The following is a 20,246-nucleotide window of genomic DNA, read 5'->3' as shown; positions in this document are numbered from 1 at the left end:
TTTCTGCTGAGAGTTGAGCTCCGCTGAGGGGTGAGCTCTGCTGAGGGGGAATCCAAGTAGGAAAATATCCTCCTTACCTGCCGATTTGTGTAAATGACAGAGTAGTGGGTAGCATTCCATTCGCACCGTTTAAGAGTGCACGCCAGATTGCCCGAGCGGCCAAAGGGAGCGGATTGTAAATCCGTCGGCATTGCCTTCGTTGGTTCGAATCCATCATCTGGCACAGTGAAATCACCGCGAGAATTTTCTCGCGGTGATTTTTGTAGGGGCTGTTGGTGGGGATGTGGGGGCAGGGGTTCGATTTAGGGGGTCGGGTTAGGAGTTCGGGTTAGGAATTCGGGTTAGGGGCGGCCACCCATCGATGAGCTATTCACTTATGGTTCCGCTGGGGCTCATCGATAAGTGAATAGATTATCCATAAGTGCGCGCCAAAATGTCAGCAAACGTGACAAGAAATACCGCTGCCTACCTGCTGATTTGTGCTTAGTGGTGATTTCGGGTTAATCTTTGCAAGGCTTCACGGAGAGCACAGAGCGAAGCGAAGCGGTCAACAATTGGCCACGGAGTTACGTGCTGAGTTCAATGGATGCTGATGCCCCCTTAGCTCAGTCGGCAGAGCGTTTCCATGGTAAGGAAAAGGTCGACAGTTCGATTCTGTCAGGGGGCTCTGTTCTTTTATACGGACTTATGTCCGATAGAGAATAGGGGCGATGTAGCTCAGATGGTGAGAGCGCACGACTCATAATCGTGAGGTCGGGGGTTCGATCCCCCCCATCGCTACTACGGACAGTGATGTTCGTCGAACCCCGCCTTGATTATGCAGCAATGCAGTAAGGTGGGACATTGTCAGCTAAGGACTGGAAAGTTCTTTTGCTGGTGGTGAAGGGGCGTGGCTCAATTGGTAGAGCAGCGGTCTCCAAAACCGCAGGTTGCAGGTTCGAGTCCTGTCGCCCCTGCAAGTACCCGTCATCCAGGGCGTATGAAAATGCGTCTGGGTGACGGGTTTTTCGTTTATATTCGGCGGCGGTGGGTCAATGCGAGTTACTGACTGCGTTTATGTCAAAAAATGGCTCGAAAAATGGCTGGTAGGGTCATAAACTCGCACAGTTTCACATTTGCAGCCCGTAGTCTGTTGGGTCGTCATTTTTGCAGCCCGAGCCAGCAGCCTGAGCGAGCAACCCAAGCTTGCAGACCGAGCGAGCAACCCAAGCTTGCAACCCAAGCTAGGGCGAAGCAGTAGTGAAGTGGCCGTCAGTGAGTATCGCCGCAAGGCCAGCAGTGGAATCGAATCTCGAAGCCTGCGGTTCCCACGAAGGGCATTTCTTCGATAGTGTGGATAATCGGCTAGAATTTACGCACTGAACCAGACTTGCTCTGCACAGTGGGGTTCGGCTCCGGAGAACACCCCTGGAGTTTGCCCTTGAAGAATTCACGTTTGAGTTTCACTGTGCAGTATCTTTAGTTCTCATATGCACGAAGTAGCGAAGGAGCATCGTGGCTGAGGAAAACCAGACTTTCCAGGCAGCGGCTCGCCCGTCCGGTAAGCGCCAGGCGACGGGCGCGCAGACCACCGTGGCGAAGAAGCCTGCGCGTGAGAAGGAGACCAACGAGCTTTCGACTCGTAACCCTGTGGTTTTCATCAAGCAGGTTGTTGACGAGCTGCGTAAGGTGATTTGGCCGACCGGCCGCCAGATGGTCACCTACAGCATCATCGTGATCCTGTTCCTGATTGCCATGATCGCTCTCGTGTGGGGTGTGGACACACTGGCCGGTCTGGGTGTCCGATCGGTGTTGGGCAAGTAATCGGTTATACTGTCTCGCAGTGATGCTTTTCATCCCGCCTCCGAGTTCCGGACGGCGGGATTATTCGTTAGCGCAGCTGGTGTCTAGCTGTGCGAAGTGATTGCGGATGGCATATTGGCTCTTAAGACTCTTTGAGCGAAGATGCCAATGTCGCGAACCGTTGATGTAGATACAAGAGGGGTTAGCACGACATGAACGATGGTCAGAATATTTTCTCCGACGCCCAGCCTGACGCCCAGTCCGCGGACGCTGCCGCAACTGAGCAGGATGTGCAGGACGCACAGGCTCAGGTAGAGACTCCGGCTGAGGACGCGGCCGCAGCCGACACAGCCGCAGCCGACGCAGCCGCAGCTGACACTGCTGCAGCAGAAGCCGCGCCGGCAGAGGAGACCGCCGCCGACGCTGAGGCGCAAGCAGCTGCTGACGCAGACGCCGAGTACCGTAAGCGCCTGCGCGAGTTCCAGCGTGAGCTCAAGCGTCGTCCGGGAGATTGGTACATCATCCAGTGCTACTCCGGCTACGAGAACAAGGTGAAGACCAACCTGGAAATGCGCGCCCAGACCATGGGTGTCGATGAGCAGATCCACGAGGTCATCGTTCCGGTTGAGGAAGTCGAAGAGCGCAAGGACGACGGCAAGAAGAAGATTGTTAAGCGCAAGCTGCTGCCGGGCTACGTTCTGGTCCGCATGAGCCTGGATGACCCGTCCTGGTCCGTCGTCCGCGACACCCCGGGTGTTACTTCCTTCGTCGGTAGCGAGGGCCAGCCGTCCAAGGTCAAGATTCGCGAGGTCGCTAAGTTCCTCATGCCGAAGGAGACCATCACCGCGGACGCCGCTGAGGAAGCTGCAAATGCCGACGGTGAGCTGGCTGTCGCAGCGGCTCCGCAGGCAGAGAAGAAGGCCGTAGCCATCGACTACGAGGTCGGCGAGTCCGTCACCATCCTGTCCGGCCCGTTCGCATCTGTGGCTGCGACCATCTCCGAGATCGACCCGGACACCGGCCGCATGAAGGCTCTGGTTTCCATTTTCGGCCGTGAGACCCCGGTCGAGCTGGGCATCGACGAGGTCGAGAAGCTGAACTAGGCCTCGCACTAAGTCGGACCCCGCACTAAGCCGGGTAGCAAGCCAAGCGCCGAGCAAAGGCACCAGCTAGCTCTCTCGAGCAACCAATCCGGTAACGGATTTTGATGCACGCCATACGCTGCGGTAACGTAGCCAGGCGTGCATTTTTGTGCCTTGAGCACAGATGCGCCAAGCAATTCGTATCCCCGGTGGCTGGCACCAACTCGATGACCAGCGCCAGCGACCATGATGGTCGTGGGCGCAAGGGTCGTCGTAAAGCGTCGGCATCCGGACGGGGTGAGTCGCCTTTTCATCGGGGCGGCATGCCCCGGTAACTAGGAAGTAGGTTAATCCGATGGCTCCGAAGAAGAAGCTTTCTGCGATTATTAAGCTGCAGATCCAGGCTGGTCAGGCTAACCCGGCTCCGCCGGTCGGTCCGGCATTGGGTGCCCATGGTGTCAACATCATGGAGTTCTGCAAGGCTTACAACGCAGCAACTGAGAACCAGCGTGGCAACGTTGTCCCGGTTGAAATCTCCGTCTACGAAGACCGCTCCTTCACCTTCGTTCTGAAGACCCCGCCGGCAGCTAAGCTGCTGCTGAAGGCCGCTGGCATCAAGAAGGGCTCTGGCGTTCCGCACACCAACAAGGTCGGTTCCGTGACCTGGGAGCAGTGCAAGGAAATCGCCGAGCTGAAGAAGCCGGACCTGAACGCTAACGACATCGAGATGGGTGCACGCATCATCGCCGGTACCGCTCGCTCCATGGGCATCACCGTCGAGGGCGCTAAGTAAACCGTCAGCGTTTAGCTGCACCTTCATCAAGTGGTAGGGCCAGCTTCGGCCCGCTAAACACCACAATCCAACCATTTCACTTAATTGAGATTGGACTTTTCATGAGCAAGAACTCTAAGGCATACCGCGCCGCCGCCGAGAAGATCGACGCCGGCCGCATCTACTCTCCGCTCGAGGCCGCTAACCTGGCCAAGGAGACCTCCTCCAAGAACTACGACGCCACGATTGACGTTGCGATTCGCCTGGGCGTTGACCCGCGCAAGGCCGACCAGCTGGTTCGCGGCACTGTCTCCCTGCCGAACGGCACCGGTAAGACCGTTCGAGTCGTCGTTTTCGCCGCTGGCGAGAACGCCACCAAGGCTGAAGAGGCCGGCGCTGACTTCGTCGGTTCCGAGGAGCTGATCGAAAAGATTCAGGGCGGCTGGACCGACTTCGATGCTGCGATCGCAACCCCGGACCAGATGGCCAAGGTTGGTCGCGTGGCTCGTATCCTCGGCCCGCGTGGTCTGATGCCGAACCCGAAGACCGGCACCGTTACCCCGGATGTCGCTAAGGCTGTCACCGAGATTAAGGGCGGTAAGATTTCCTTCCGCGTTGACAAGGCTGCAAACCTGCAGGCTGTTATCGGTAAGGCTTCCTTCGACGCTGAGAAGCTGGCCGAGAACTACGGTGCGCTTATCGACGAGCTGATGCGTCTCAAGCCGTCCGCTGCTAAGGGTAAGTACCTGAAGAAGATCACCGTCTCCGCCACCAATGGCCCGGGCATCCCGGTTGACACCAACGTGATCAAGGACTACACCGCCTAAACCAGCATGAGCCGATAGGCGAGTGAGCTCTTCGCAAGTCGCTTGAGAGTGACTCATAGCAAAGCTCTTGAAAACCGCCGCCTCGCGCACTTTCCCGAGTGTGTGAGGCGGCGGTTTTGCATTCTCATAAGGGATATCGATAGCGCGGTGGGGGTTTGGGCGCGGTAGACGTCGTAAAGCGAATTGCTAATCCAAACAACTAATCGAGCCGAAACGGACTCACGGCCAAAGTTTGTTGCTTAAAATCGCGACTATGACGTTGATTTTGGAACCCGAAGAAGGGCTGGAGGCGCTCGGCGAGATTAATCGCCTGGCGCAGCTCGACGACGGTTCCGGAATTATTGAACCGCAGCTCATCTCGTACCTTGACTCGTTGGGTGACGACGCCTATGACATGCCCTGCCTGCGCATCGCGGGGCAGACGCTGCTGGGCGAGGTACTGACCGGCTTAGGGGAGGACGAGCGCGTAGCTGAGGTCCTTCGCCGCAATATCCGGGATTCTGTGGTGCTTCCGGGGATGAGCGAGGAGGAAGCTCTGCAAGCTCGGGCGGCGCAGGTCGTGGTCGTGCGGTTGCTGCGCATCATTGCGCGGATGGAGGCCGTGGAGCTGCGCAATGTCGTGGCGCAGCAGTGCCTGGCATCGCAGATCCCGCCGGTCGTGCGTGTGGCATTGACACTCACCGTGGATATTCTCGATGCCGCCAGGTTGGATGCACATCCCGACGACATGGTGCGCGTGGTACTCGACTACGCCGACCAAGTGCTCTGGCTTGCCGACGACGACCTGAATGCGTACTTTGCCGAGCTCGAGATGATTGTGCAGCAACGTGAGAAGGACCTGGAGTTCGGCCGCTTTGGAGAGCCTGGTGCAGCGCGGTTTGGATAGGCGATTTGGTTAATTGCCTGAGTCTGGTATAAAGTTTCTTCACGAAGTTTGACCGGCTTCCAATCGGTACCAACATCGAGTTGGGAAGATGGAGGTTGGTACTCAAGTTTCACCGAAGACCGTCGGTCATTCGCTTTGAACGAAGCGGATTGAAGGTTTCATTGTAGGAATACAGTGGGCGGCCCACGCAGGAGGACTTGGAAGCGCTTGCGCAGTTTGACTTCACCTGCTGACCTTGGAGTTGGCGGAGTTGAAGTGGAACATGCCAAAAGAATTGTGCGCCCCATCCTTGTGCGAGGATTGGGGCGTTTGTTGTATTTGCGCAATAGAATCCTTCATTTGGCCGAGCGGAAAATTGCAAAGACCAGGAAGGAGGCGAGAGTACACATGGCAGCAAATGCTGAGAAGATTGCAGCTGTTGCAGCGCTGAAGCAGGACGTCGAAGAGTCCAACGCTATCGTGCTGACTGAGTACCGCGGCCTGTCCGTTGCGGAAATCACGGAACTGCGTCGCGCCCTCGGTGCTGATGTTAAGTACTCCGTCGCCAAGAACACCATGATCAAGATCGCTGCCGACGAGGCAGGGATTGAGGGTCTTGATGAGCACCTGAACGGCCCGACTGCAGTCGCCTTCATCAAGGGCGAGGCTGTGGATGCGGCTAAGGCGATTAAGAAGTTCGCCGGTGACAACAAGAACCTCGTGATCAAGGGCGGCTACATGGACGGTGCTGCAATCGATGCAGCACAGTTCGAGGCTCTTGCGGATATGGATAACCGTGAGACCACGCTGGCAAAGCTGGCTGGTGCCTTCAACGGCGTTCTGGCGAACGTCGCTGGCCTGCTCGATGCTCCGACCTCCTCGGTTGCCCGCCTTGCTGCGGCACTCGAGGAAAAGAAGTAATCCCGAGCGGCTCGCGAACTACGCGAACTAAATCACGCGAAAAACTTTTAAATATCACTTTGACGGCTTCGACCCCAGGGATCTCTGAGGGGAGCGGCCGCACCACACTCATAGGAGAATATCCATGGCTAAGTACACCACTGAGGAACTGCTCGAGGCTTTCAAGGAAATGACCCTCGTTGAGCTCACCGAGTTCAAGAAGGCTTTCGAGGAAGAGTTCGACGTCACCGCTGCTGCTCCGGTCGCAGTTGCTGCTGCAGGCGCTGCTGGCGGCGACGCTGCTGCTGAGGAGAAGGACGAGTTCGACGTCATCCTCGAGGACGCTGGCGCTAAGAAGATCGGCGTTATTAAGGCTGTCCGCGAGATCGTCTCCGGCCTGGGCCTGAAGGAGGCTAAGGAGATGGTTGAGTCCGCTCCGAAGGCTATCCTGGAGGGTGCTTCCAAGGACGACGCTGAGGCTGCTAAGGCTAAGCTGGAAGAGGCTGGCGCAAAGGTTGCCCTCAAGTAATTCAATTACTTGCTTCGGCCCCGGTAGTGGCCTAAAGCTACCAATTCTGACCGCCAATTCTGGGATTTTTACCCGGGGTTGGCGGTTCTTTTGTTTCTGGGGCCTTTGCTAACCCACCTGACCCGGGCAAAACCTCACTAATCTCAGCCGTCACAGGGAGTTGGGGTAAAAACCAGCCCACTCATTGTCTTGATTGCCCCTATTGGCCTGTAAAGTATCTAACATGCTCTCACGGCCGAGAATTTTGTCTATCCTTCTATTGGGTCTAGGCACCGCACTGCTTGCTGCTGGCATCTTGCTGCCCAAAGTGCTCAATGTTGATCCCAAAATGCCACTTGACCTGCCGCCGGTGTCGTACACCCTGCGGGCGGAAGACGGCGTATCCACCAGGATTAACGAAGAAGGCAAGCGGGAAGAAGTGCGCTCTCCGCTGCAGCGACAGCTTCACGGCGTGCTTATCGAACCCGCCGATGCGGACAAGGTTTCGCTCCGTGTCGGTGTGACTGAAATGCGTGAGCTTCCCCCTGAGGTTATGGGCACCGACCCGCTCACCGAGCTTATCGAGGCCAATATCTGGACAGTGACCATTGACCGACTCACCGGCGAGGCGTTGGCTCCTGCGACGCTTGTTGACCGCATGGCCGGCGTTCCGCGATCGGTGGATTTCGAGGGGAATTGGGTGAAGCTCCCGGCCGACACGGAGGAAAAAGAATACCTGATCTTTGATGATTTCCTCCACGATTCCTTGCCGGCAAAGTTTGTCGGGGAAGAGGAGCGCGGTGGCAACCGCATTCTGCATTTCCGTCAGGATATTGAGAAGACGAATCTCGCCCAGAAGTACCGTTCTTACGTCTCTCAACTAACTCAGGATGACAAATCCGGCTTCCTCCAGTACCAGGGCACCCGTGATTTGTGGGTTGAGCCGAAGTCTGGCTCGGTCATCGATATGGCCGAGGACATCCACCTTTGGTGGGAGACTCGCGACGGCGAGCCGATCATGGACTACCTGCGCTTCAACGGAAAGATGGACGAAGGCCTTTCCAATCAGCTTCTCTTCGGCGCAATACAGAATTTCCAGCGCCCAGCTCTAGAGCCGTGGTCAATCGGTCTCATTACGTCCGGTTCGATTCTGGTATTCATCGCAATCGTGGGCATCGTGCGTCCTTCGACCCGTCGTAAAGCAGAGTAACGCTTTACGACGGCCATAGCGCCCAGGCCTCACCGTTTATATCGGTGACGGGTGAATGCGACACGCCCGATTTGTCAAGTTGTACTAGACAACTGCCAGTTTTTGATATAGGCTAAATCGTTGCGCTGGAATTAGTGTATCTGTCGCCAGCTCTTTTATAGTTTGCGCTCGGGGCTCGGGGCTATTATGTAGCACCGTTTTTCGTGCATCTAGCTGTTAAAGGAGTTGCCGCGGCGCCGCCGTTAGGGCTCGGGGGCTCGCCTTTTAAAGGCTGGTCTTGGGGGCCAAGTGGCGGGGGAATCACTTTCGTGTGTGACCAAAGGTTAGACGCAAAGTATCCCGGTGCGCAACAGAAATAATTCCTGCAACTTGAATCGCGTATAAACCAAGCGGGCGGAGCGCACCACCGGTTGCCGGTGTGCTCCACCGCGTGAGGTGCTGGAAGGACGCATCTTGGCAGTCTCCCGCCAGACCAAGGCAGTAACCGGTATTCCCGGAGCTTCGAAGAGGTACTCGTTTGCAAAGATTCAGGAGCCGATCGCGGTTCCTGGTCTGCTCGACCTGCAGCGTGAGTCTTTCGCATGGCTCATTGGCACGCCTGAGTGGCGCGCTCGTCGCCAGGAGGAGCTCGGAGAAGACGCTCGGGTTACCAGCGGTCTCGAAGATATTCTAGAAGAGCTCTCTCCGATCGAGGACTACTCCCAGAAGATGTCCCTGACGCTGTCGGACCCATGGTTCGACTCCGTCAAGAACACCGTGGATGAGTCCAAGGATAAGGACATCAACTACTCGGCTCCCCTCTACGTCACCGCGGAGTTCACCAACCGCGAGACCGGTGAGATCAAGAGCCAGACTGTCTTCATCGGTGACTTCCCGATGATGACGGACAAGGGTACGTTCATCGTCAACGGAACTGAGCGTGTCGTTGTTTCTCAGCTGGTGCGCTCTCCGGGCGTCTACTTCGATGAGACCATCGACAAGTCCACCGAGCGCCCGCTGCACTCGGTGAAGATTATTCCGTCGCGCGGTGCGTGGCTGGAGTTCGACGTCGACAAGCGGGACACCGTCGGCGTTCGTATTGACCGTAAGCGTCGCCAGCCGGTCACGGTTCTGCTGAAGGCTTTCGGCTGGACCACTGAGGAAATCAAGGAGCGCTTCGGCTTCTCTGAGATTATGATGGCCACCCTGGAGAAGGACGGTGTTGCAAACACCGACGAGGCTCTGCTGGAGATTTACCGCAAGCAGCGCCCGGGTGAGCCGCCGACGCGCGAGTCCGCGCTGGCTTTGCTGGAGAACAACTTCTTCAAGCCGAAGCGCTACGACCTGGCCAAGGTCGGTCGCTACAAGGTCAACCGCAAGCTGGGCCTGGGTACTGAGGTCTCTGGCGAGATGGTCCTGACCGAACAGGATATCGCTACCACCATCGAATACCTCGTGCGCCTGCACGACGGCGAGAATGTTATGACCTCGCCGGAAGGGGTCGAGATCCCGGTTGAGACCGACGATATCGACCACTTCGGTAACCGTCGTCTGCGTACCGTAGGCGAGCTGATTCAGAACCAGGTTCGCGTGGGTCTGTCCCGCATGGAACGCGTGGTTCGTGAGCGCATGACCACTCAGGACGTGGAGTCGATCCAGCCGACCACTCTGATTAACGTGCGCCCGGTCTCCGCGGCTATCCGTGAGTTCTTCGGTACTTCCCAGCTGTCCCAGTTCATGGACCAGAACAACTCGCTGTCGGGTCTGACCCACAAGCGTCGTCTGTCCGCACTGGGTCCGGGTGGTCTGACCCGTGACCGTGCTGGTCTCGAGGTCCGAGACGTTCACCCGTCCCACTACGGCCGTATGTGTCCAATTGAGACCCCAGAGGGTCCGAACATTGGCCTGATTGGTTCGCTGTCCTGCTACGCACGCGTGAACCCGTTCGGTTTCATTGAGACTCCGTACCGCCGCGTCCGTGATGGTGTCATCACCGACGAGGTCGACTACCTCACCGCTGATGAGGAAGACCGCTACGTCGTCGCGCAGGCTAACACCCCGATTGACGAGAACGGCCGCTTCGTTCAGGAGACCCTGTCTGTTCGTAAGAAGGGTGGTGACGTCGAGTCCGTCCGCGCCGATGAGGTCGACTACCTCGATGTTTCCCCGCGTCAGATGGTCTCCGTGGCTACTGCCATGATTCCGTTCCTCGAGCACGACGACGCTAACCGTGCCCTGATGGGTGCGAACATGCAGCGTCAGGCTGTGCCGCTACTGCGTTCGGAGGCTCCGTTCGTCGGTACCGGTATGGAGCAGCGTGCTGCTTACGACGCGGGCGATGTCATTGTCGCTTCGGCCGCCGGTGTGGTCGAGACCGTGTCGGCAGACTTCATCACCATCATGGACGATGAGGGCCAGCGCCACACCTACCTGCTGCGCAAGTTCGAGCGCACTAACCAGGGCACTTGCTACAACCAGAAGCCACTGGTTGACGAGGGCCAGCGTGTTGAGACCGGCCAGGTCATCGCTGACGGTCCGGGTACCGACAACGGTGAGATGGCACTTGGTAAGAACCTGCTCGTGGCATTCATGCCGTGGGAAGGTCACAACTACGAGGACGCCATCATCCTGAACCAGCGCATGGTTGAGGAGGACATCCTGACCTCGATTCACATCGAGGAGCACGAGATTGACGCTCGCGACACCAAGCTGGGTCCGGAGGAAATCACCCGTGATATCCCGAACGCGTCCGAGGAGATGCTGAAGGATCTGGATGACCGCGGTATCGTCCGCATCGGTGCCGACGTTCGCGACGGTGACATCCTGGTCGCTAAGACCACGCCGAAGGGCGAGACTGAGCTGACTCCGGAGGAGCGCCTGCTGCGCGCTATCTTCGGCGAGAAGTCCCGCGAGGTCCGTGACACTTCCATGCGTGTTCCGCACGGTGAGTCCGGCAAGGTCATCGGCGTCCGCGTCTTCTCCCGTGAAGACGATGACGACCTGGCACCGGGTGTCAACGAGATGGTCCGCGTCTACGTTGCGCAGAAGCGCAAGATCCAGGACGGCGACAAGATGGCAGGTCGTCACGGTAACAAGGGCGTTATCGGCAAGATCCTGCCGCAGGAGGACATGCCGTTCCTGCCGGACGGCACCCCGGTCGACATCATTCTGAACACCCACGGTGTTCCGCGTCGTATGAACATCGGCCAGGTCCTCGAGGTTCACCTCGGCTGGCTGGCGAAGGCCGGCTGGAGCATTGAGGGCGACCCGGATTGGGCTAAGCGTCTTCCGGCCGACCTGCACGATGTTCCGTCCGACTCCTTGGTTGCAACCCCAGTGTTCGACGGTGCTGAGAACGAGGAGCTCGCTGGTCTGCTCGCGTCGTCCCGCCCGAACCGTGACGGCGAGGTGCTGGTCAACGCTGACGGTAAGGCCACGCTGTTCGACGGCCGCTCTGGCGAGAAGTTCCCGTTCCCGGTTTCGGTGGGCTACATGTACATGCTGAAGCTGCACCACCTGGTCGACGAGAAGATTCACGCTCGTTCCACCGGTCCGTACTCCATGATTACCCAGCAGCCGCTGGGTGGTAAGGCTCAGTTCGGTGGTCAGCGCTTCGGTGAGATGGAGGTGTGGGCAATGCAGGCATACGGCGCTGCTTACACCCTGCAGGAGCTGCTCACCATCAAGTCCGATGACGTGGTTGGCCGCGTCAAGGTCTACGAGGCAATCGTGAAGGGCGACAACATTCCGGATCCGGGTATTCCGGAGTCGTTCAAGGTGCTTCTGAAGGAACTGCAGTCGCTCTGCCTGAACGTTGAGGTCCTTTCGGCCGACGGCGTTCCGGTTGAGTTGGGCTCCTCCGACGATGAGGAACTCGACCACGCGACCGCTTCCCTCGGCATTAACCTGTCCCGCGATGAGCGTTCCGACGCTGACTCCGCATAGTTTCTCGCTTAACGACGAAACATTGCGTGAGTATCAGGGTCGGGAAGCCCTAACTCGCGAATAACCCAACACAGACGACAACGTACAAAAACCTCCGCAGAGAATTTGGTTTCCGCATTACTTCGATGCGGAGGGAAAGGGAAAACAGGTGCTCGACGTCAACAACTTTGACGAGCTCCGGATTGGGCTCGCTACCGCCGACGACATCCGCCGCTGGTCTCGCGGTGAGGTCAAGAAGCCCGAGACGATTAACTACCGTACGCTGAAGCCGGAAAAGGATGGCCTTTTCTGTGAGCGTATCTTCGGCCCGACCCGCGACTGGGAGTGTGCTTGTGGTAAGTACAAGCGCGTTCGCTTCAAGGGCATCATCTGTGAACGCTGTGGCGTTGAGGTGACCAAGTCGAAGGTTCGCCGTGAGCGCATGGGCCACATTGAGCTGGCCGCTCCGGTCACTCACATCTGGTACTTCAAGGGTGTGCCGTCCCGCCTCGGCTACCTGCTCGACCTGGCTCCGAAGGATCTGGAAAAGATCATCTACTTCGCTGCCAACATCATCACCTCCGTGGATGAAGAGGCTCGCCACAACGACCAGGAAACCCTCGAAGCAGACATGCTCGTGGACAAGAAGCTGGTTGAGGACGACCGCGACCAGGAGTTGGCCGAGCGCGCCCAGACTCTGGAAGAGGATCTGGCTGAACTCGAGGCTGCGGGTGCCAAGGCTGATGCCCGCAAGAAGGTTCAGTCTGCAGCCGAGCGCGAGATGCGCCACATCCGTGAGCGCGCCCAGCGCGAGCTGGATCGTCTCGACGAGATTTGGAACACCTTCATCAAGCTCGAGCCGAAGCAGATGATTATCGACGAGGGCATTTACACCGAGCTCGTCGACCGCTACGAGGATTACTTCACCGGTGGTATGGGTGCTGAGGCTATTCAGACCCTGATCCGCAACTTCGACCTGGCCAAGGAGGCCGAGGAGCTGCGCGAGATTATTCGCGACGGCAAGGGACAGAAGAAGATGCGCGCCCTCAAGCGCCTGAAGGTTGTCACTGCATTCCTGCAGTCCGGCAACGACCCGGCCGCTATGGTGCTCGACTGCATCCCGGTGATTCCGCCGGAGCTGCGCCCGATGGTGCAGCTCGACGGTGGCCGCTTTGCGACCTCGGACTTGAACGACCTCTACCGTCGTGTCATCAACCGCAATAACCGCCTGAAGCGCATGATTGACCTCGGCGCTCCGGAGATCATCGTCAACAACGAGAAGCGCATGCTTCAGGAATCCGTTGACGCACTGTTCGACAACGGACGTCGTGGCCGCCCGGTCACTGGTCCGGGTAACCGCCCGCTGAAGTCCCTGAGCGACCTGCTCAAGGGTAAGCAGGGTCGTTTCCGTCAGAACCTGCTGGGTAAGCGTGTTGACTACTCCGGCCGTTCGGTTATTATCGTCGGCCCGCAGCTGAAGCTGCACCAGTGTGGTCTGCCGAAGCTGATGGCTCTGGAGCTGTTCAAGCCGTTCGTTATGAAGGAGCTCGTGGCCAAGAGCTACGCGCAGAACATCAAGAGCGCCAAGCGCATGGTTGAGCGTCAGCGCCCAGAGGTGTGGGACGTCCTCGAAGATGTCATTACCGGACACCCGGTCCTGCTGAACCGTGCACCTACGCTGCACCGCCTGGGTATTCAGGCGTTCGAGCCGGTCCTGGTTGAGGGTAAGGCAATTCAGCTGCACCCACTGGCATGTGAGGCTTTCAACGCCGACTTCGACGGTGACCAGATGGCAGTTCACCTGCCGCTGTCCGCTGAAGCACAGGCCGAGGCTCGCGTCCTGATGCTGTCCTCGAACAACATTCTGTCGCCGGCTTCCGGTAAGCCGCTGGCTATGCCGCGTCTGGATATGGTCACTGGCCTGTACTTCCTGACACTGGAGAAGCCGGAGCTGCCGGGTGGCCACCAGGATGCCACCGAGGACGCACCGGAGCAGGGTATTTACACCAGCCCGGCCGAGGCCATCATGGCTTACGACCGCGGTGCAATTGGCCTGCAGAGCCCAATTAAGGTCCGCATCAGCCACCTGCGTCCGCCGGCCGAGATTGAGTCCGAGCAGTTCCCAGATGGTTGGAACAAGGGCGATACCTGGCTGGCTTCCACCACGCTGGGCCGCGTTATGTTCAACGACCTGCTGCCGTGGAACTACCCCTACGTCGAAGGCGTTATGGCTAAGAAGCCGCAGGCTGCGATCATCAACGACTTGGCTGCCAAGTACCCGATGATCACGGTCGCTCAGACCGTCGACAAGCTCAAGGATGCTGGTTTCTACTGGGCTACCCGTTCTGGTGTCACCATTGCTATGTCTGACGTGCTGGTTCTCCCGAACAAGCGTGAGATCCTGAACGGCTACGAAGAGAAGGCCGCCACGGTGGAGAAGAAGTTCCGCCGCGGTAAGCTCTCGGCTGCTGAGCGTCACGAGTCGCTGGTTAACCTGTGGAAGGCTGCGACGGCTGAGGTCGGTGAAAAGGTCGAGGCTCTGTACCCGGATGACAACCCGATTCCGATGATCGTGAAGTCGGGTGCTGCCGGTAACATGGGCCAGATTCACTCGCTGGCCGGTATGAAGGGCATGGTCACGAACCCGCGTGGTGAATACATCACCCGCCCGATTAAGACCTCCTTCCGCGAAGGCCTGTCGGTTCTCGAGTACTTCAACAACTCGCACGGTTCCCGTAAGGGTCTGGCCGATACCGCGCTTCGTACCGCTGACTCGGGTTACCTGACCCGTCGTCTGGTCGACGTTGCGCAGGACGTCATCGTTCGCGAAGAGGACTGTGGCACCCACGACGGTGTCGTTGTCGAGATTGGCGAGGATGTTCTGGACGCAACCGGCAATCCGACCGGTGAGATTCGTCGTGCGAAGTACGTCGAAACCGCTGCAATCGCTCGTGTGCTGGCAGCCGATGTCACCGACGCTGAGGGCAATGTCCTTATCGAGGCTGACACCGACCTGAACGACGACCACATCACCCTGGCTCTCAGCCACGGTGTCAAGGAAGTCAAGGTCCGCTCGGTTCTGACCTGTTCCACCGCAACCGGTGTATGTGCCAAGTGCTACGGTCGCTCGATGGCAACCGGCAAGCTGGTCGACATCGGAGAGGCTGTCGGTATTGTCGCTGCGCAGTCCATTGGTGAGCCGGGTACCCAGCTGACCATGCGTACGTTCCACCAGGGTGGTGTCGGTGGCGACATTACCGGTGGTCTGCCGCGTGTCCAGGAGCTGTTCGAGGCCCGAGTGCCGAAGAACAAGGCTCCACTGGTTCGCGAAAACGGTCGCGTGCGCCTGGAGGAGGACGAGCACTTCTACACGCTCACCCTCATCCCGGATGCCAACAGCGAGGACGAGGTCGTCTACGACAAGCTGTCCAAGCGTCAGGGGCTGGCTGAAATCACCGTCGATGGCCGTCGTCGCGCCATCCGCGATGGTGACCATGTGGTTAAGGGGCAGCAGCTGCTCAAGGGCGCTGCCGATCCGCACGAGGTCCTCGAGGTCCTGGGTCGCCGAGGCGTCCAGCGTCACCTCATTGAGGAAGTCCAGTCGGTCTACCGTGACCAGGGTGTGGCCATTCACGACAAGCACATCGAGGTTATTGTCAGCCAGATGCTGCGCCGCGTGATTGTGTCCAAGCCGGGTGACTCCGACCTGCTGCCAGGCGCATTGGTCGAGCGCTCCACGGTCATGGCTAAGAACCGCGAGATTGTTGCCTCCGGTGGCAGCGTCATCGAGGGTCGTCGCGTGCTGATGGGTATTACCAAGGCATCGCTGGCCACCGAGTCCTGGCTGTCCGCCGCCTCCTTCCAGGAGACGACGCGCGTGCTTACCGACGCCGCTATCAACAAGCGCTCGGATAAGCTCATCGGCCTGAAGGAGAACGTGATTATCGGTAAGCTAATCCCGGCTGGTACGGGTATCTCGCGCTACCGCAACATCACGGTTGAGCCGACTGAGGAAGCTGCCCGCCAGGCAGCTGCCCCGTTCGCTTCCTTCGGTGAGGGCTTCTACGGTGCCGAGGACACCTACGGCATCGACCAGGTCGGTTCCGCAGTTCCGCTGGATGACATCGGAACCTTCGAGTAAAAATCAATAGCTTTGCGGCCGCGGCTGGGGAGCGGGAGAATTCCCCGGCTGCTGTCGGACAAAGCACCACGCCTGGCAGTTGGGGCTTAGTGCGCTAGCTGTCAGGTGGCAACCGGAAAAATCCTCCGGCACAGTAGTGGCTTACTAGCAGCTTGCTAGTTCGTCACGGTCGTGCCGGAGGATTTTTCTTTGTCGAGGCAACTCAACTGGAAAGCTCAGCTGGAGGCTGAAGAACAGCGATAGGAACAGAGGCAGGGGCAGGGGAGGGAGGGGCTAGGGGTTCCCGTCCCCGGCTTCCTTCCTCTACTCCTTGAGAGCCTCTGCAATCGGGGTGTTGCCCTCGTTGAAGTTAATGATGCGACCAACGGTAGTCTCGTTGAACACGGTCTGCGAGATGACATTGGCAACGGTCGCACGAGCGACCTCGCCTGCCTTGTCCGCCGTGGTGTCGATGGAATCCTGGCCCTTGTCGAGCGTGAGCGCACTCGGGCCGAGAATGGTCCACTCAAGGTTTGAAGCGCGCAGCGCTTCGTCGGCTGCAGCCTTGGACTCGGCATAGGCAAAGAAGCTGTGATCCTCTGGAACGCCATGGTCGTGGCCCGCACCAAAGTAGGAGACCATGACGTAGCGCTTAACGCCAGCCTGCTCGGCCGCGGCAATCGAAGTAATAGCTGCGTCGCGGTCGATCGCGTAAGTCCGTTCTGCTGAACCTCCACCAGCGCCGGCGGACCAAATCACGGCATCATGCCCGCTGAGAAGGTCCGCAAACTGCTCTGTCGAGAGACTAGTGATGTCGTAAACGGCTGGTGTGGCGCCGAGAGCCTCGATATCCGGGACCTGGTCGGGGTTGCGAATAACAGACGTGACCTCGCAGCCATCGTCGATAAGTAGGGGAGTAGCGATTTGGGCCACCTTGCCGTGGCCGCCAATGACAATAACCTTCTTAGACATGTCCCCACCTATACGCCGACAATGGGGTGTAGGCAATGAATCAGCATCCGCCCGCAGTGAACATTCGCCAGCAGTAAACACAGTGAGCTATTGTTCCGGACCTCATTCGGTCGCCACCCTTTTGTAGGGTAAGACGACGGGGAACTAAAACTACCCGAAGCAAGTTATAGATATAGATGCAAATAGCCTTTTCAGGCGCTGAATTGCTCTCCGTAGGTAATGCGAAGTTCGGTCGTTTCCCAGCCAGTCTGCGGGGAAATATCGGTCACCATGCATAGAAGTCACCCAAGACCTGCGGTTACGGTAGCTTTCATGGCTCATCAACAGATTCCTGGTGTTGGCACTGTCCCTCGTCTAGCCGGAAAGCTCACTGCCGCGGCAGCGAAGCTGGCACCGGGGCGAGGAATTGACCAGGTCTGTGTTGAACCGGTGGGCTGGTATGCGCATGAGCAGGGCGTGCAGAAACTCCTGGAGAGTTTTCAATCTATTCCCGTCGATAAGCGAGTGCGGTTGGCGAAGCGGACATCGAACCTTTTTCGGACCCGCAGTGAAACCGATATCCCTGGCCTTGATGTCAGTGGTCTCGGTGGGGTGGTAGCCGTTGACCCTGTTGCAAAGACTGCTGATGTGCAGGGAATGTGCACGTACGAAGACTTGGTGGATGCCACCTTGCCCTATGGGCTCATGCCCTTTGTAATCCCTGAACTGAAGACGATTACGCTCGGCGGAGCTGTCACAGGCATGGGCGTAGAGTCCACAGCGTTTCGCAATGGTCTGCCGCATGAGTCGGTGCTGGAAATGGATATTCTGACCGGCACTGGCGAGATTGTGACCTGCTCTCGCACTGAGAATGTGGACCTGTTCCGTGGCTTTCCTAATTCCTATGGGTCGCTCGGGTACGTCGTGAGACTGAAGATCGAGCTGGAGGAAGTACTGCCGTACGTTGAACTCCGGCATGTGCGTTGCCACTCCACAACAGAGGCGGCTGAAAAGCTCGCTGCCGTTGTCGCCACGAAGGAATACCAAGGCGAACCCGTTGATTTTCTTGATGGTGTGGCGTTCTCGCCGGAAGAAATCTACCTTGTGCTCGGCCGTAAGACGGAGGAAGAAGGTCCTGTCTCGGACTACACCCGGGACAAGGTTTACTACCGCTCGCTCCAGCATCCATCGGGAATTACCCGAGATCGTCTCACCATTCGCGACTACATCTGGCGCTGGGATGTTGACTGGTTCTGGTGCTCTCGAGCTTTTGGGGCCCAGAATCCGACAGTGCGGGCTGTGTGGCCGCGAGAGCTCAAGCGTTCGTCTTTCTATTGGAAGCTGGTTGGCCTCGATAAGAAATATGACCTTGAGAACAAGATGAAGGCTCGGAAGGGGCTTCCAGCCAACGAGCGCGTCGTTCAGGATATCGAAGTCACTGTCGACCGACTGGCTGAGTTTTTGGATTGGTTCTTCGAAGCTTGCGATATCCAGCCAGTGTGGATGTGCCCAATCCACCTTCGGGAAGGTTCAGAGAATCTTATTGGTAGCGGTGACAAATTGGCCGATAGCGACAGCCCGTGGCCCCTCTATCCGCTTGATCCCGAGACCACCTGGGTCAACGTGGGGTTCTGGTCAGCAGTACCAATCAATTTGGTGCCCGGCGATTCGCGTCCCGGTGCCTTTAACCGGGTCATCGAGGAAAAGGTCAGTGAATTGGGTGGGCATAAGTCACTGTATTCCGAGGCTTTCTACTCGCCGGAGCAGTTTGAAGAGCTCTATGGAGGTGGTCTGCCCGACGAGCTCAAGGAGATCTACGATCCCAACTCGCGGTTCCCGCGCCTTTATGACAAGACCGTTGCTGGCGCTTAACTCAATCGCAGTGCTGAGTGTTTAACCCTGCGCTGACGTCTAAATCAAAAACAGATCACTTAGCCGCATCTTTCACAGATAAGGACTCATCATGGCGTTTACTCCAATGACTGTTGCAGAGATTTTCGAGGCCTTCATCGATACTTCGGGAAAGCCACTGCCGCTGCGTTTGACTGCTTTCGACGGTTCGGCTGCAGGCCCGGAGGATGCGAAAGTTGGCATCAATGTACGCTCGCGCGACGCTTTGAATCACATCGTGACCCATCTGCGCGACGATGTCGGCTTTGGACGCGCATTCGTTACCGGTGAGCTGGAACTGACCCGCGTGAGCCTCGGGCACCCCATCGAGGCCTTCGGGGCGTTGATGGACTTGCATGATCAATTCGAGGTTCCACCTGCTGCAACTTTGGCAAAGGTCGTCCGCTCGCTACGGGCGATGGGGCTGCCATATGTTCCTGAAATCCCGGAGATCGAGCGCACCGCATGGTGGAAGAAGCGCCTGCACAACGGTTTGGCTCGCCATTCTAAGGAACGCGACGCAGCGTCAATCTCTTCGCATTACGACGTGAGTAATGAATTCTATGAGTTGCTACTCGGGCCCTCGATGACGTACACCTGTGCGTATTATCCGAATGAAGATTCCACGCTTGAAGAGGCTCAAGAGAACAAGTATCGCCTGGTGTTCGATAAGTTGCGTCTAAAGGAAGGCGACCGGCTTCTCGACGTTGGCTGCGGTTGGGGTGGCATGGTTCTCTATGCAGCTAGGCGTGGAGTGAAGGCGATTGGCGTGACTCTCTCTGAACAGCAGGCAGAGTGGGCACAGGCGAAAATCAAGGAAGAAGGTCTCGAGGATCTGGCTGAGGTGCGCTTTCAGGATTACCGAGATGTCTCCGAACAGAACTTCGATGCCATCTCTGCGATCGGCATCCTGGAGCATATTGGCGTTAAGAACTACCCGAGCTTCTTTGGTTTCCTTTACGGAAAGCTGAAGGAGGGCGGTTTGATGCTCAACCATTGCATTACTTACTGGGATAATCACCGCACCCGCAAGGGCACCTTCATTGATCGCTACATCTTCCCGGACGGCGAGCTCACTGGCGTTGGCACAATCATGCATGCCATGCAGGACCAGGGATTCGAGATGGTCGATCAGCAGAACCTTCGCTTTGACTATGCCCGCACTCTCAACGACTGGTGCGAAAACCTGGAGAACGACTGGGATAAGGCAGTTGAGCTCGTCGGGGAACAGACGGCGAAGTTGTGGGGCATGTACATGGCCGGCTCGGAATACAATTTCCGTCATAACGCCATCCAGCTGCACCAGGTGCTAGGAGTTAAGTTGCTTCCTGACGGCTCCCGCGGCGATGTCCCCGAGCGACAGTGGTGGGAGGATTAGAGACTCCAGTGGCGCAAGAGGTTGTGGGGTGAGGCGCGCCGCGCTTTACGACGAAAAT

At 58.0% G+C, this 20,246-nt stretch carries 13 protein-coding genes and 4 tRNA genes; 16 read left to right on the top strand and 1 reads right to left on the bottom strand.

Features of this window, described 5'->3' with window-relative positions; genetic code table 11:
• Window positions 1-141: 141 nt before the first annotated feature.
• From HMPREF2708_RS01145 to HMPREF2708_RS01080, 14 genes are all read left to right on the top strand, one after another.
• Window positions 142-223 (top strand) — tRNA-Tyr (locus HMPREF2708_RS01145).
• 371 nt (window positions 224-594) lie between these two features.
• Window positions 595-667: transfer RNA gene (locus HMPREF2708_RS01140), tRNA-Thr, on the top strand.
• Window positions 668-706: 39 nt separating this feature from the next.
• A tRNA-Met gene (locus HMPREF2708_RS01135) sits at window positions 707-780 on the top strand.
• 103 nt (window positions 781-883) lie between these two features.
• Window positions 884-956 (top strand) — tRNA-Trp (locus tag HMPREF2708_RS01130).
• A 538-nt stretch (window positions 957-1,494) separates the two neighbouring features.
• Window positions 1,495-1,803, top strand: a complete 309-nt coding sequence (secE, locus tag HMPREF2708_RS01125; protein WP_070831236.1) for a preprotein translocase subunit SecE — start codon at window positions 1,495-1,497, stop codon at window positions 1,801-1,803.
• A 191-nt stretch (window positions 1,804-1,994) separates the two neighbouring features.
• Complete coding sequence (gene nusG / locus HMPREF2708_RS01120) at window positions 1,995-2,885, top strand: transcription termination/antitermination protein NusG (RefSeq protein ID WP_070831234.1); 891 nt, start codon at window positions 1,995-1,997, stop codon at window positions 2,883-2,885.
• A gap of 334 nt (window positions 2,886-3,219) precedes the next feature.
• Window positions 3,220-3,657, top strand: coding sequence for a 50S ribosomal protein L11 (gene rplK / locus HMPREF2708_RS01115; protein ID WP_005509796.1), 438 nt, complete (start codon window positions 3,220-3,222; stop codon window positions 3,655-3,657).
• Between the two features lie 101 nt (window positions 3,658-3,758).
• On the top strand, window positions 3,759-4,463 hold the full coding sequence (gene rplA, locus HMPREF2708_RS01110; RefSeq protein WP_005510022.1) for a 50S ribosomal protein L1: 705 nt from the start codon (window positions 3,759-3,761) through the stop codon (window positions 4,461-4,463).
• A gap of 253 nt (window positions 4,464-4,716) precedes the next feature.
• Window positions 4,717-5,349: a hypothetical protein gene (locus HMPREF2708_RS01105; RefSeq protein ID WP_070831231.1), complete on the top strand. Its 633-nt coding sequence runs from the start codon at window positions 4,717-4,719 to the stop codon at window positions 5,347-5,349.
• Window positions 5,350-5,736: 387 nt separating this feature from the next.
• The gene (rplJ, locus tag HMPREF2708_RS01100) at window positions 5,737-6,249 is read left to right on the top strand and encodes a 50S ribosomal protein L10 (protein WP_005509856.1); all 513 of its coding nucleotides are present in this window, start codon (window positions 5,737-5,739) and stop codon (window positions 6,247-6,249) included.
• Window positions 6,250-6,373: 124 nt separating this feature from the next.
• A complete protein-coding gene (gene rplL / locus HMPREF2708_RS01095) occupies window positions 6,374-6,757 on the top strand; it encodes a 50S ribosomal protein L7/L12 (RefSeq protein WP_070831228.1) in 384 nt (127 codons plus the stop codon).
• A gap of 223 nt (window positions 6,758-6,980) precedes the next feature.
• Window positions 6,981-7,946 carry a cell envelope lipid trafficking protein PgfA gene (locus tag HMPREF2708_RS01090; RefSeq protein WP_070831225.1) on the top strand — a complete coding sequence of 322 codons (966 nt, stop codon included), beginning with the start codon at window positions 6,981-6,983 and terminating at the stop codon, window positions 7,944-7,946.
• A 435-nt stretch (window positions 7,947-8,381) separates the two neighbouring features.
• Entirely contained in the window at window positions 8,382-11,870 is a 3,489-nt protein-coding gene (locus HMPREF2708_RS01085; RefSeq protein ID WP_070831222.1) for a DNA-directed RNA polymerase subunit beta, read from the top strand.
• Window positions 11,871-12,018: 148 nt separating this feature from the next.
• Window positions 12,019-15,990, top strand: a complete 3,972-nt coding sequence (locus HMPREF2708_RS01080) for a DNA-directed RNA polymerase subunit beta' (RefSeq protein ID WP_005509745.1) — start codon at window positions 12,019-12,021, stop codon at window positions 15,988-15,990.
• A gap of 303 nt (window positions 15,991-16,293) precedes the next feature.
• Here HMPREF2708_RS01080 and HMPREF2708_RS01075 read toward each other — a convergent pair whose 3' ends face one another.
• Window positions 16,294-16,941, bottom strand: coding sequence for an SDR family oxidoreductase (locus HMPREF2708_RS01075; protein ID WP_070831220.1), 648 nt, complete (start codon window positions 16,939-16,941; stop codon window positions 16,294-16,296).
• A gap of 312 nt (window positions 16,942-17,253) precedes the next feature.
• Between HMPREF2708_RS01075 and HMPREF2708_RS01070 the strand changes: the two genes are divergently transcribed.
• Together HMPREF2708_RS01070 and HMPREF2708_RS01065 are read left to right on the top strand one after the other, a co-directional pair.
• Window positions 17,254-18,792, top strand: a complete 1,539-nt coding sequence (locus HMPREF2708_RS01070; protein WP_070831219.1) for an FAD-binding oxidoreductase — start codon at window positions 17,254-17,256, stop codon at window positions 18,790-18,792.
• A 91-nt stretch (window positions 18,793-18,883) separates the two neighbouring features.
• A complete protein-coding gene (locus HMPREF2708_RS01065; RefSeq protein ID WP_005509970.1) occupies window positions 18,884-20,188 on the top strand; it encodes an SAM-dependent methyltransferase in 1,305 nt (434 codons plus the stop codon).
• Window positions 20,189-20,246 lie beyond the last annotated feature (58 nt).

This window comes from Corynebacterium sp. HMSC073H12, assembly GCF_001837775.1.
GTDB classification, from domain to species: domain Bacteria; phylum Actinomycetota; class Actinomycetes; order Mycobacteriales; family Mycobacteriaceae; genus Corynebacterium; species Corynebacterium amycolatum.
Note: the sequence above shows the minus strand (reverse complement) of the source record. Positions and strands in the feature narration are given on the sequence as shown.